Below are 12871 nucleotides of genomic sequence, written 5' to 3'. Positions count from 1 at the left end.
ATGATGTCGTAGGTTCGAGTCCTACTGCCGGAGTAAAAGTAGATGTAAGAAATATCATACTGTAGGCAAAAGTATCAGTTTCCTCTTTACTAAGAGTGTAGACTGATACTTTTGTCTATTTTTGTATAATAAAAAATATGAAGACATATGCTCCCACTGCCAAGTGACCAATTTTTTCAGATTCATTTCGGCAAAAACAAGCATCGTATGCACCTGATTTTTTCTAAGCCTCGATACCTGATGCAGCGCATTCCATGCTTTTTCCCATAAAACGAAAAAAGAGGAGCAGGAAGTCAAGACAGAAGTCAGCTTTGAAATCTATTTCAAACAAGTTTCTGGTGGACCTGTGGCTTATCCTGTAGAAGATTACAATTATCTTTTTAATGGGGGGAAAACTGTAGAAGTTATTGCAGGGGTTGCTATTACATATTGTGATCATTTTCTTTTTATCATTACTAAAGAAATCAGAACAGATCTCATTGAAAAAGTTGAACAATTACACCTTGTCCCAGTTAAGTTTTCGTATTCGTGAATATACACAAATGCTTTCAATGGTCGATATGCAGATTGCTTAAACAATCGATCCGTAGAGAAGTAGGTGTGTTATTCTTAGCACCAGGAATCTTAGGTGTAGTCCATGTCTTGTTCGGGTTACAAATGTTTGGTCTATTCATGCAAAATCCATACAAAAATATTTAGGTGCCATTTACGATCTTCTTCGAATTGTATTTCATCTACTATGTATTGACGACATGGTTATATACAAGGATTGTATTACAAGACAAAAATAAGTAGGTATCATTTTGCTAATATGAACAAATATCAAGACCAATCAGAATTTGGCTTAAGAATTTTTTACCCTAAATACTGACAATTAAAATTTTTACATTTGTCAGTGTAACTTAAATTTATTTTCTACTTGCAAATGCCTCTTATCTAAAAATTAGCATCGTGTTTGTTAACTAGAAATTTGTTAAACTTTTTAATGAAACTTCAATTTAACCAATGAAATTAGAATAAAGGAAAGGTTATACTAATATCTTATTGTCATTTGAAAAATTAGCATATACGGCCATAGTAAGGCAAAAAAGAAATATTACAACAAATAAAAAGGGTCTTTGTAACATTAACCAAAGTGTTACAAAAGATTCTTTTTGTTTTAAATAAATTACGGAATGCTTTCACGCACAGATCAACAAACTATTAGGTGAGAAAAACGATATTTACTATAAAAGAAACATAGTATAACGAAAATTTGGTTTATTATTAACAGTAATGAGGTTAAAAAGGCTGGCTGCCAAATGGCAACAATTAAAGAAGTTTTTTTAAACAATGATATCGGTTAAACCGCATCCTTAAGTCTTTAAGCAATTTAAGATTGTTAGTGTAACTTGTTACTTAAAATGTAACAAGTTTTCTTTAAATAATTTTGATTTCTAAAGTTTTAAATCCGCTTTCATAAATCTCAAAAGACGCTTATTCTAAATATGTCAGATATATTACTCGAGTAAAAGACAGATCAATTAAAAATTTCGAAGGAGCGTTAATTATGCAGAAAAGAGATTTTATCGATACAAATGATTTTACAAAAGAAGAAATCGATTACTTGATCAAATTAGGATTAAAAATCAAAAAAAGTATTAAGTATGGTCATTACCCATTACTACTTAAAAATAAAACACTAGGAATGATTTTTGAACAATCTTCCACTCGAACCCGTGTTTCCTTTGAAACCGCAATGGAACAATTAGGAGGACACGCCCAATATTTAGCACCTGGTCAAATACAACTAGGAGGACATGAAAGTCTTGGTGATACTGCACGAGTATTATCACGTTTAGTAGATATATTAATGGCTCGAGTTGAACGTCATGAATCAGTGGTTTCGTTGGCAAAGAATGCAACAATTCCAGTTATTAATGGCATGAGTGATTACAACCATCCTACGCAAGAACTAGGCGATATTATTACGATGACTGAACATTTACCAAAAGGAAAAAAATTATCTGATTGTAAAATTGTTTTTGTTGGAGATGCAACGCAAGTTTGTGTATCTACCATGTTTATGGCAACAAAAATGGGAATGGATTTTGTTCAATACGGGCCAGAGGGATTCCAAATTAAAGAAGAAGCATTAGAAATAGGGAAGGAAAATGCAAAAAAATCAGGAGGAAGCGTGCAGATCACAGAAGATGTTAATGTGGCTCTTAAAGATGCGGACTTTGTCTATACGGATGTGTGGTATGGCTTATATGAAGCGGAATTATCTGAAGAAGAACGGATGAATATTTTCTATCCAACCTACCAAGTAAATAATGAATTGATGAAAAAAGCTTCACCACATGCAAAATTTTTGCACTGCTTACCAGCAACACGCGGCGAAGAAGTTACAGATGAAGTGTTAGATGGTGAACAATCTATCGTATTAGATGGAGCAGAAAATCGATTAACAGCTATGCGGGCTTTATTAGTTTATTTTTTGAATCCATATTTGGATTATGCCGATCAAGCTTTAGCAGAAAAATTTGATGGGGAATTACAATGCATGCTGAAACCTAAACGTCAATTAGAACGAAGAGATTAGCAAGAACTTGCTTAAGCAGTAGAAGAGTCGTGTAAATCTTTTGCTAATTCATAGAGAGTAAAAAATTTACACGTACTTTTCACAAAAGGCTCATCGAAAGGAGCACATTAATGAAAGAAAAAAAGAGATTCCGTTTATTTGATGCAGTATTGATGGCCGTTGTAGTTATCTTAGTAGTAGAGTCGGCAGCACCAGCTGCTGCAATCGGCTCTTCGCAATTTTTTTGGTGGGGTTTATTATTGATATTATTTTTCTTACCTTACGGATTAATATCAGCTGAACTTGGCACGACATATGACGGCGAAGGAGGGATCTATGACTGGGTTAAAAAAGCTTATGGAAGAAAGTGGGGTGCTAGAGTCGCTTGGTTTTACTGGATTAATTTTCCTATTTGGATGGCGAGTCTTGCCGTTTTATTTCAAGAAGTATTAACTCAAATTTTTCAATTAAATTTTAGTACACCTCTACTGATTATGTTGCAGTTGGTATTTGTCTGGATTGTTACGATAATTAGCTGTTACCCTGTTAGTGATAGTAAGTGGATCTTAAATATCGCTGCATTTGCGAAAGTGGCAATCATGATATGTCTTGGTGTTTTAGGTATCTATCATGCATTAACAAAAGGAATGGCTAATAACTTTTCTGGAACAGCTTTGTTACCTAAACTAGATATTCAAAATTTTAGTTTTTTATCTGTTATCTTGTTTAATTTTTTAGGATTTGAAGTGGTCACTACTCTAGCAAATGAAATGGATAACCCTAAAAAACAAATTCCACAAGCCATTATTTATGGTGGTGTTTTGATCGCCTTTTTCTATTTGTTTGCTGCATTTGGAATGGGAGCGGCGGTACCAGCAGATCAATTATCTGCTTCTGGAGGATTAATTGACAGCTTTATTCTGCTCGTTGGGGGATTGAATCCTTTTGTTGTATTAATCGGTATTCTCTTCATGTATACGCTGGCAGCAAACTTGATTTCTTGGTCCTTAGGAGTAAATTATGTTGCTTTGTATGCTGCGAAAAATCATGATATGCCTCTAATTTTCGCTAAAAAAAGTCAAAAAAATGATATGCCAGTAGGAGCTTCTGTCATTAATGGTATTATTGCTTCACTTCTAATTGTTATTGCACCCTTTATCCCAAATGAGAATATTTTTTGGGCATTTTTCTCACTAAATGTAGTAGCGTTGTTACTTTCTTATATTATGATGTTTCCAGCATTCTTGAAGTTAAGAAAAATCGATTCTCATGTTGTTCGTCCATTTAAAGTCCCTGGACCCAATTGGTTGTTAAAATTAATGACGATTATCCCAATGTTGTTGCTAATCGCGACACTGCTTTTTTCTGTAGTTCCTCTAGATTCGAGTTCTTCAGAGATAAATACTAAAATACCCGTGTTGCTTGGAACAATTTTTGCCTTTGTTATTGGTGAAATCGTGATTCACTATTCGTCAAAAGAAAAAAAAAATAAGGGAGTGCTTACTGATGAAAACAATTGATAGTTCACCTAAAAAAGATCATTTTAGAATGCCCGGAGAATTTTCGGTGCATGAAGGAGTATATATGTTGTGGCCACAACGTCCTGATAATTGGCGAGATGGAGGAAAACCAGCCCAGCGAGCTTTCGTAGAGGTTGCTAGAGCGATTGCCAAATTTGAACCTGTTACAATGGGCGTGAATTCTGATCAATATGATAATGCTCGCCACATGCTTCCCGAACATATACGGGTGGTAGAAATTGCTAGTAATGATTCATGGGTTCGAGATTGTGGTCCTACTTTTGTTACAAATAGTCAAGGAAAAGTTCGAGGTGTGGATTGGACATTCAATGCTTGGGGCGGGCTGGAAGATGGACTTTATTTTCCTTGGGATCAAGATGATCAAGTTGCACAAAAAATTTGTGAAATTGAATGGAAGGACCGTTATCGTTTAGATAATTTTGTTTTGGAAGGGGGATCTATCCATGTTGATGGAGAAGGTACATTAATTACCACAGAAGAGTGCTTATTATCAAAAGGACGCAATCCACAGCTATCAAAAGAACAAATTGAAAATATTCTAGGAGAGTATCTAAATATTGAGAAGGTAATTTGGTTAAAGCATGGAATTTATTTAGATGAAACGAATGGCCATGTAGATAATATCGTTAATTTTGTAGCGCCTGGTGAAGTCGTTTTAGCTTGGACAGATGATAAGCAGGATCCACAATATGAAATTTCTAAAGAGTGTCTAGAAATTCTGGAAAACTCCGTAGATGCAAAAGGTCGAAATATTCATGTAACAAAATTACATGTGCCTAAGCCTATACTGATTAACGAAAAAGAAAGTCATGGAGTAGATACTATAAATGGTACACTCCCACGTCAAAATGGAGATCGTTTAGCGGCAAGTTATGTAAATTACTATACAGCCAATGGAGGAGTTATTTATCCATTATTTGATGATCCAATGGACGAAAAGGCAAAGGAAACATTGCAATCCTTATATCCTGATCGTAAAATTGTGGGTGTTTATGCTCGAGAGATCTTATTAGGTGGAGGAAATATTCATTGTATCACGCAACAAATCCCTAAAGGAGAAAACGTGTTATGACAAAGAAAATAGTTGTGGCATTAGGGGGTAATGCAATATTAACAAATGATCCTACGGCCATAGGACAACAAAAGACTTTAGCTGAAACAGCTCAGTCATTAGCTGCTCTAGTTGAAAAAGGCTACAAGCTACTTATTACTCATGGTAACGGGCCTCAAGTAGGTAACTTATTATTACAACAAAAAGCTGGAGCAACCCAAACGAATCCAGCCATGCCACTTGATACCAACGTTGCTATGACTCAAGGCAGCATAGGATATTGGCTAGCACAGGCATTAACGAATGAATTAAAGAAGCGTGGTATAGAAAAATCCATAGTAGGATTGTTCACTCAAGTTATTGTTTCTGAAGAAGACCCAGAATTTGAACAGCCTACTAAACCAATTGGACCATTTATCACGAAAGAACAGGCTGAAAAAGAAATGAGAAGGACCGATTCTATCTTCAAAGAAGATGCAGGAAGAGGATGGCGTAAAGTAGTGGCTTCTCCTAAACCTATAGATATAGTTGAATCAAAAGTTATAAAAACGCTAGTTGATTCAGATGTAATTGTAATTGCAGGAGGAGGTGGAGGTATTCCGGTAATTCAAACTGGTGAAGGCCTAAGAGGTAAAGAAGCTGTGATAGATAAAGATTTTGCTTCTGAAAAACTTGCTGAAATCATTGATGCAAATGAACTGATTATCTTAACTGGTGTGGCAAATGTTGCTGTCCATTTTAATACACCGCAACAAAAAGAACTGAAAAAAATTGATATCGAGACGTTAGAAAAATACAAAGATAATGGTGAATTTGCTCCAGGCAGTATGTTGCCAAAAGTGGAAGCTGCCTTAGAATTTGTTAAGAAAAAACCTAATGCGCAAGCTGTAATTACTTCTTTAGAAAATTTAGATAAATTACTAAAAGAAAATGCTGGCACGATTATTTACAGCTCGCAAAATTTAGAACAAAAAAGTCACTTAGTAGATATAGTATCATATGAGTAACAAAAAGTAACTGTGCGAAATAGAACATCTAGTTGTTTCTATTTCGCTTTTTTAATCCTATTATAGATATACTTAAAATGTTATAGTATGTTTAAGACAATACCTTAAAATTTAGTTGATTACTAAAATGTTGGTTTATTTAAAGGAGGAGCATTTATGTTAGAGTCGTCACCAAAAAAAGATGGATTTCAATTGGCACCAGAGTGGACTTTTCATAAAGAATGCTATTTGATTTGGCCAGAACGTCCAGATAACTGGCGCTTAGGGGGGAAACCTGCACAAAAAGCATACGCTGAAGTCGCTGAAGTAATTGCACGATTTGAAAATGTAACTATGCTCGTTTCGCATCAACAATTCTTGAATGCACGTTATCAATTATCTGAAAAAATACGTGTACTAGAAGTAAGTAATAACGATGCATGGATAAAAGACACGGGACCATTATATGTTATGAATTCTTTGGGACAAGTACGTGGTGTCGATTTTCGATTTAATGCTTGGGGCGGTTTGTTAGATGGGTTATTTTTTCCGTGGGATCAAGATGATTTGTTAGCTCAAAAAATTTGTGAACAGGAGAGAATTGAATATTACCAATTACAAGAGTTTGTTTTAGAAGGTTGCTCAATACATACAGATGGGGAAGGAACGCTTTTTGCAACAGAAGAATGCTTGTTATCAGAAGGACGTAACCCTCAATTAGATAAAGAATCAATTGAAAAAATTCTAAAAGAGTATTGTGGCATAGAAAAAATCGTTTGGTTTCCTCGAGGTTTTTTCTTGGATGAAACAAACGGTGATATCGATAATTTAATCAATGTTGTACGGCCTGGTGAAATTATTTTGAGTTGGTGTGAACAACCAAATGATCCAATGTACGAAATCGTCAGAGAAGCAGAAGAAGTATTGATGAAAGAAAAAGACGCAAAAGGAAGAAGCTTCATTATACACAAGATAGAATTACCGAAACCTTTATATATTACAGAGGAAGAGGCTGCTGGTGTTGATCCAGTAAATGGTATGTTGCCTCGATTTTCCGGTGATCGATTGATTGCTTCTTATGTAAGCTATTATACAGCAAATGGTGGTATTATTTTTCCACTTTTTGAGGACCCAAATGATAAAAAAGCAGAATTACTATTAAAAAAAATATACCCAGAACATGAAATTATTGGTGTAATGGCTCGTGAAATTTTACTTGGTGGAGGAAATATTCACTGTGTTGCTCAAGGAGTACCTCAATAAGAAAGGAGAGATAGGCAATGGATTTTTTTGAAATAGCCAATAGTCATATTTCAGAACTGACTAAGAATGAACAAATTCTTTTTGATTATGTCATCAATAACCTAGAAAACATTAAAGGTAAAAGTATCCGCGAAGTTGCTGATGATTGTTTTGTTTCAACAACCACTTTTCTGCGTTTTGTCAGAAAGCTAGGATTTTCTGGATTTAGTGAATTTACTACTGTTATTAAATATACTTTGCTTTATAAAACTCCGTTTCCCGAGAGTTCACCTTTTGTCGTTAGCCAGAAAGACTATCGCGAAGAGTATTTAAAAAATTTAGTCGAATCTGTTCGCGTAATAGATACAGATAAAGTGAAATTAATTGTAGAACAACTACAAAAGCAGCCTAAAATTTTTTTATTTGCTAAAGGATTGAGTAAAGAAATTATGCGTTATATACAATACTTGTATAATACAGCCGGTTTTTTTGTAATTTTTCCTGAAGATCATCAAACTCGTTCTATTGCACAAAAGCAAGTTAAAAAGAATGATATAGCCTTTATATTTAGTTACAGAGGTGAAGATTTAGAGTTGATCGAAACAATTCGAAAAATAAAGGAACAAGAGCATCCTTTAATCGTTTCAATTACTGGAGCAGATAATAACTTAATACAAAATTTTAGTGATATTAATCTTTATTTGTTTACAGATGAAATCAGCTTGAATCATCTAGATATTACGTCACATATCTCAATGATTGCATTAATGGAATTAATTTTGTACCAATTTATCGAAAGTAGTGGAACAGACACTTACCATCTTGTTTTTCGCTGAATGTTTTAATAGATTTGAGAAGTAGTCTATTCTGCTTTCCTCGTAATATTATATTCATAGGAAATGATGTACCATAATATGTGTGAGATACTTTAAAAATGTAACTTACAAGCAATGAAAACGTTGACTAAGCAAAGGAAATATAGTATATTTTCTTTGTAAGAAAAGAAAAAAGAACTTGAGATAGCGACGCAGTTATCTCTAGAGTTATGTTACTGATAAATCAGGCAGAACTCAGAACTAATATCAAGTAAAGCTTTATGATCAAAAGCTTATTTGATATTGGATCTGAGTTCTTTTTTCTGGAAAGGAGCAACTAATGAAAGTTAAAAAGATTATCAATAACAATGTAGCTTTAATTGAACGGGGAGGAAATGAAGCAATTATCTATATGACAGGAATTGCTTTCAAAAAAAAGGTTGGCCAACGAATTGATGATTCCGAAATTGAAAAAACATATGTTTTAGATTCAAAAGACCGTTTAGAACATTTTAGCTATTTGTTGTCACATTCTGATGATAGACTGATCTCTATGATCAACGAGCTCGTTAGTTATGGAGAAAAGGAAATCGGTAAAAAAGCAAATGATTATCTTTATTTAGCTTTATTAGATCATCTCTCCTTCGCATTGAAACGCTCAGAGAAAGGACAATATCTTAGAAGTCCGCTTTTTTGGGAAGTTAAAAAGTTTTATCCAGTTTATTACAAAATCGGTTTGGAAGCTTTAAAAATGATAAAGAAATATTTTGATCATTCCTTTCCCACAGATGAAGCTGTTTCAATTGCCTTACACTTTGTTAATCTTCAAGAAAATCAGGTCAATTTTGATGAACAGATAGAAGATATGGAGACACTAAGAGACATGTTGAATATTATCAAATATCATTTTAGTTTATCTATTGACGAAGAGAGCATCAACTACATGAGGCTAGTGACACATTTACAGTACTTTATTGAACGATTAAGAAAAAAACAAGCATACGTTGAAAATGAATCTCAGTTATTTGAACAAGTAAAAAAACTATACCCTAAAGCATATACAGCTGTAGAAAAGATAGAAATATATGTAAAGGGAAAGTTCAACATCTATTTATCTCAAGATGAATACACTTATTTGATGATTCATGTTAATCGCGTAGCGGAAAGAGGCGACAATAATGGATAAATATCATGATTTTAACAAAAATATTATTGAACTTGTTGGAGGAAAAGAAAATATAGAGGCAGTAGTTCACTGTATGACACGGTTGCGTTTTACTCTTATCGATAAAACGAAAGCGCAAACAAATAAGCTTAAAAACTTAGACGGTGTGATTGATGTAGTTAGCAATAACGTTGCTTATCAAATCATCATAGGTACACATGTTAACGATGTATATAAAGAATTGATGACGCAATTGGAACTATCCCCAAAAACTGCTTTAGAAGAGCAAAGTGGGAAAAAAAATCCAATAAAAGCAGCATTAGATGTCATATCGGAGTCTATGACACCGATACTTGAGCCTATTATTTGTGCTGGATTACTTGCTGCTGTGTTATCCATTGCTTCTTTAACTGGAATAATCTCACCAGACAGTTCAACCTATCAGATTTTTGATGCTTTGCGGTCTGCTGTATTTTATTTTCTACCTATTTTAATGGCTATGAGCTGCGCAAAACGATTAGGAGCAAGTCCTTATTTAGCAGTAGCACTTGCTGCTACTATACTTTCAAGTTCTATCAATGATGTGAAAGGACTGGAGTTATTTGGTATTGGGTTACCGCAAATTACGTATTCTAATAGTTTTATCCCTATTTTACTAGCTATCTGGTTTATGGGGTACGTAACTAAAGTAGTTAAAAGAGTTATACCTAACACACTCCAATACTTTTTAACCCCTTTGTTCGTAATGTTAATTACTTTACCGGCAACGTTGTTGGTTTTTGGGCCTTTAGGATTTTATATAGGAGAAGGAATCATTGGCTTTTTTAATCTACTGATGAAATATGTAGGTAGTTGGTTTGTCATGATGTTATACTCTGCTCTTCAACCATTTATTATCATGTTGGGCGCGGGAAACTTTATCATGCCGGTTGTAGCTTCTCTAATTGCAGCAACTGGGTATGACCCTGCCTTTATATCTTCATGTACAATTTCAGATATTGCTGTTGGAGGCGCAATGCTAGGGTATTTCTTAAGAGCTCGGAACTTAAAACAAAAACAATTATTTGGGACAGTAACACTTTCTGCAGTACTTGGTGTGACTGAACCTGCTATCTATGGTGTCTTTGTTAAATACCGTCGGCCATTTGTTGCAGTAATGATTGGAGGAGGACTCGGTGGATTATTTGCTGGTTTGACTGGTGTTAAAGCTTATTCTGTTGCTTGGGGATTATTTGGCCTCCCAGCGTATATAGGTGAAGGAGACTTCATGAACTTCTGGTTTATGTTAGAGGCAGTCGTGATTAGTTTTGCTGGTTCAGCTGTAGCTGCTTATCTCTTAGGCGTTCCTACACAAGAAGAGGATCAGGAGACAATCAACCATGTAGTAGCTGAAAAGGGGAAAGATAAAAATCTACGAACTTCTTCATTAGGGAATGTAGTAAAAGGAGAAGTTATTTCTTTAAATGAAGTTAAAGATCAAGCTTTTTCAACAGGAGCATTAGGAAAAGGAATCGCAATCAAACCAACAGGTACACATCTTTATTCTCCAGTAGATGGGGAGATCACGGTAGTTTTTCCTACGAATCATGCAATAGGTATCCAATCACAAGATGGAATTGAAATACTGATCCATATTGGAATCGATACAGTAGAGTTAGAGGGGAAATATTTTAATTTAAATATAAAACAAGGAGATAAAATTCAAAGAGGACAACTCCTTGGAACAGTAGACTTTGATAAAATACAAGAAGCTGGTTATGATACATCTACTATTGTAGTTGTCACGAATACCGATAGTTATTTAGACGTCATCCCTTCAAATTCAGAACAAGTAATAAAAACAAATAATCTACTAAACGTCATTTTATAGAAGGTGAAAAAATGAAATTGAAAAAGAATTTTTTATGGGGTGGAAGTATTGCTGCACATCAATGTGAAGGAGCCTGGCAGGAGGGAGGAAAAGGACCAGCTATCATGGACTATGTCAGACAAGGAAGCTATCAGGTCCCACGCCAAATCGATACAATGATTTCTTCTGAAGCTACGTATCCCTCACATATGGGTATTGATTTTTATCATCAATACAAGTCAGATATTCGTCTGTTTAGTGAAATGGGATTTACAGCATTAAGATTATCAATAGACTGGTCTCGTATCTTTCCTAATGGAGATGATGAGCAGCCGAATCAAGAAGGAATCACGTATTATATAGATGTTGTGGATACGTTGTTGTCTTATGACATTGAGCCAATTGTAACATTATATCACTTCGAGATGCCAAAAAATTTAGTTCAAAAGTATGGTTCATGGACCAATCGAAAAGTAATTGAACTTTATTTGAAATTTTGTCAAACCATGTTTGAATCTTTAAAAGGAAAAGTCCACTATTGGGTTACGTTTAATGAAATGAATCATATTGATCCTCAAACAGAAGCTACAGATATTTTTACGTATATTATCGCAGGTTTGAAGTATTCTGAACTCGAAAACAAATCTCAGACATTGGCTGAGATCGGATACAATATGACAGTGGCTAGCTGTTCGGCAATAGTTTTAGGAAAAAAAATAGATCCAGAAAACAAGATTGGTTGCGTATTTGGAATCGAACCTGTTTATCCAGTAGATTGCAATCCCACAAATGTGATGAATGCTTTTAAACAGATGGATCGAGATTTCTATCAAATAGATGCTATGTGTACAGGCAAGTTTCCAGAGTATAAAATCAATGAATATGCAGACCAAGGAATAAAGTTGACCATAACAGAGGATGATAAATATATGTTTTCTAAAGGAACACTTGACTTTATTGGTATGAACTATTACGCATCATCTGTTGCGAAGTACGAAGGAGCGGCTGAAGAAAAGAGTGCCTTATTTGGCGGTCTTCAAAACCCGTATCTTGTGACTAGTAAATGGGGGTGGACCATTGATCCGATGGGATTACGATATCTGCTGAATTACACTTATAGAAAATATGGTCTCCCTATCATAATTACAGAAAATGGATTAGGTGCCATAGATGATTTGACAGATGATAAAAACATACACGATGAATATCGCATCGAATACTTAAAACAGCATATTCAACAAATGAAGATTGCAATCGAAAAAGATCAGGTGGATTGCTTTGGGTATCTCACGTGGGCACCCATAGATTTAGTAAGTGCTACAACAGGCGAAATGAAAAAAAGATATGGGTTTATCTATGTGGACAAAGACGATGAAGGAAATGGTACCTTAGAAAGGTACAAAAAGGACTCTTTTTATTGGTACAAAGAAGTGATTGGTTCCAATGGAGATATTTTGTAATACTTGTCTAACATAGAAGGAGTTATAGTAGTTATATTCATATAACAAGTAGTTAGCTTAGAGTAATATTACTAAAGGACCAAAGTTCTATCTTAAAAAAATAACTATCTTTAATATATAAAATCAACAAATCATAACCACCCTTTAAAAAAGAGGGGGCAGGGTGTAGACAAAAGTATCAGTCTACACTCTGAGATGT

Annotated in this window: 10 protein-coding genes and 2 pseudogenes; 11 read left to right on the top strand and 1 reads right to left on the bottom strand. The window is 34.5% G+C overall.

The genetic code is table 11. The features are described from left to right. Positions 1–152: 152 nt before the first annotated feature. Positions 153–263 (bottom strand): annotated as a pseudogene (locus tag HMPREF2961_RS15670) (transposase); the annotation flags it as partial. A 153-nt stretch (positions 264–416) separates the two neighbouring features. Here HMPREF2961_RS15670 and HMPREF2961_RS14540 point away from each other — a divergent pair. From HMPREF2961_RS14540 to HMPREF2961_RS04900, 11 genes and pseudogenes are all read left to right on the top strand, one after another. Then, positions 417–575 carry a peptide ABC transporter permease gene (locus tag HMPREF2961_RS14540; RefSeq protein WP_080000621.1) on the top strand — a complete coding sequence of 53 codons (159 nt, stop codon included), beginning with the start codon at positions 417–419 and terminating at the stop codon, positions 573–575. Continuing rightward, positions 568–795 (top strand): annotated as a pseudogene (locus HMPREF2961_RS14535) (ABC transporter permease); the annotation flags it as partial. The gene HMPREF2961_RS14540 and the pseudogene HMPREF2961_RS14535, both read left to right, overlap by 8 nt. A 754-nt stretch (positions 796–1549) precedes the next feature. After that, a complete protein-coding gene (gene ptcA, locus HMPREF2961_RS04940) occupies positions 1550–2584 on the top strand; it encodes a putrescine carbamoyltransferase (RefSeq protein ID WP_070704080.1) in 1035 nt (344 codons plus the stop codon). Between the two features lie 110 nt (positions 2585–2694). After that, positions 2695–4083, top strand: coding sequence for an APC family permease (locus HMPREF2961_RS04935; RefSeq protein WP_070704077.1), 1389 nt, complete (start codon positions 2695–2697; stop codon positions 4081–4083). Continuing rightward, positions 4070–5176 (top strand): agmatine deiminase, encoded by a 1107-nt coding sequence (aguA, locus tag HMPREF2961_RS04930; RefSeq protein WP_070704075.1) that lies wholly within the window; start codon positions 4070–4072, stop codon positions 5174–5176. Before HMPREF2961_RS04935 ends, aguA (HMPREF2961_RS04930) begins: the two co-directional genes overlap by 14 nt. After that, positions 5173–6162, top strand: coding sequence for a carbamate kinase (gene arcC / locus HMPREF2961_RS04925; RefSeq protein WP_070704072.1), 990 nt, complete (start codon positions 5173–5175; stop codon positions 6160–6162). The genes aguA (HMPREF2961_RS04930) and arcC overlap by 4 nt, the downstream gene beginning before the upstream one ends. 156 nt (positions 6163–6318) lie before the next feature. Next, a complete protein-coding gene (aguA, locus tag HMPREF2961_RS04920; RefSeq protein ID WP_070704070.1) occupies positions 6319–7404 on the top strand; it encodes an agmatine deiminase in 1086 nt (361 codons plus the stop codon). Between the two features lie 17 nt (positions 7405–7421). Beyond that, positions 7422–8219 (top strand): MurR/RpiR family transcriptional regulator, encoded by a 798-nt coding sequence (locus HMPREF2961_RS04915; RefSeq protein ID WP_070704068.1) that lies wholly within the window; start codon positions 7422–7424, stop codon positions 8217–8219. Positions 8220–8538: 319 nt separating this feature from the next. Beyond that, entirely contained in the window at positions 8539–9384 is an 846-nt protein-coding gene (locus HMPREF2961_RS04910) for a PRD domain-containing protein (RefSeq protein WP_070704065.1), read from the top strand. Beyond that, positions 9377–11233, top strand: coding sequence for a PTS beta-glucoside transporter subunit IIBCA (locus tag HMPREF2961_RS04905; RefSeq protein WP_070704062.1), 1857 nt, complete (start codon positions 9377–9379; stop codon positions 11231–11233). The genes HMPREF2961_RS04910 and HMPREF2961_RS04905 overlap by 8 nt, the downstream gene beginning before the upstream one ends. An 11-nt stretch (positions 11234–11244) precedes the next feature. Next, complete coding sequence (locus HMPREF2961_RS04900; protein ID WP_070704058.1) at positions 11245–12672, top strand: family 1 glycosylhydrolase; 1428 nt, start codon at positions 11245–11247, stop codon at positions 12670–12672. Positions 12673–12871 lie beyond the last annotated feature (199 nt).

It is taken from the genome of Enterococcus sp. HMSC076E04, assembly GCF_001814285.1.
In the GTDB taxonomy this organism is placed as follows: Bacteria; Bacillota; Bacilli; order Lactobacillales; family Enterococcaceae; genus Enterococcus_B; species Enterococcus_B lactis.
Note: the sequence above shows the minus strand (reverse complement) of the source record. Positions and strands in the feature narration are given on the sequence as shown.

Excerpts from the sequence above, each read along its gene's own strand:
- ptcA (WP_070704080.1), top strand. The coding sequence starts at position 1,550 with ATGCAGAAAAGAGATTTTATCGATACAAATGATTTTACAAAAGAAGAA.
- HMPREF2961_RS04935 (WP_070704077.1), top strand. The coding sequence starts at position 2,695 with ATGAAAGAAAAAAAGAGATTCCGTTTATTTGATGCAGTATTGATGGCC.
- arcC (WP_070704072.1), top strand. The coding sequence starts at position 5,173 with ATGACAAAGAAAATAGTTGTGGCATTAGGGGGTAATGCAATATTAACA.
- HMPREF2961_RS04915 (WP_070704068.1), top strand. The coding sequence starts at position 7,422 with ATGGATTTTTTTGAAATAGCCAATAGTCATATTTCAGAACTGACTAAG.
- aguA (WP_070704075.1), top strand. The coding sequence starts at position 4,070 with ATGAAAACAATTGATAGTTCACCTAAAAAAGATCATTTTAGAATGCCC.
- HMPREF2961_RS04900 (WP_070704058.1), top strand. The coding sequence starts at position 11,245 with ATGAAATTGAAAAAGAATTTTTTATGGGGTGGAAGTATTGCTGCACAT.
- HMPREF2961_RS04905 (WP_070704062.1), top strand. The coding sequence starts at position 9,377 with ATGGATAAATATCATGATTTTAACAAAAATATTATTGAACTTGTTGGA.
- HMPREF2961_RS04910 (WP_070704065.1), top strand. The coding sequence starts at position 8,539 with ATGAAAGTTAAAAAGATTATCAATAACAATGTAGCTTTAATTGAACGG.
- aguA (WP_070704070.1), top strand. The coding sequence starts at position 6,319 with ATGTTAGAGTCGTCACCAAAAAAAGATGGATTTCAATTGGCACCAGAG.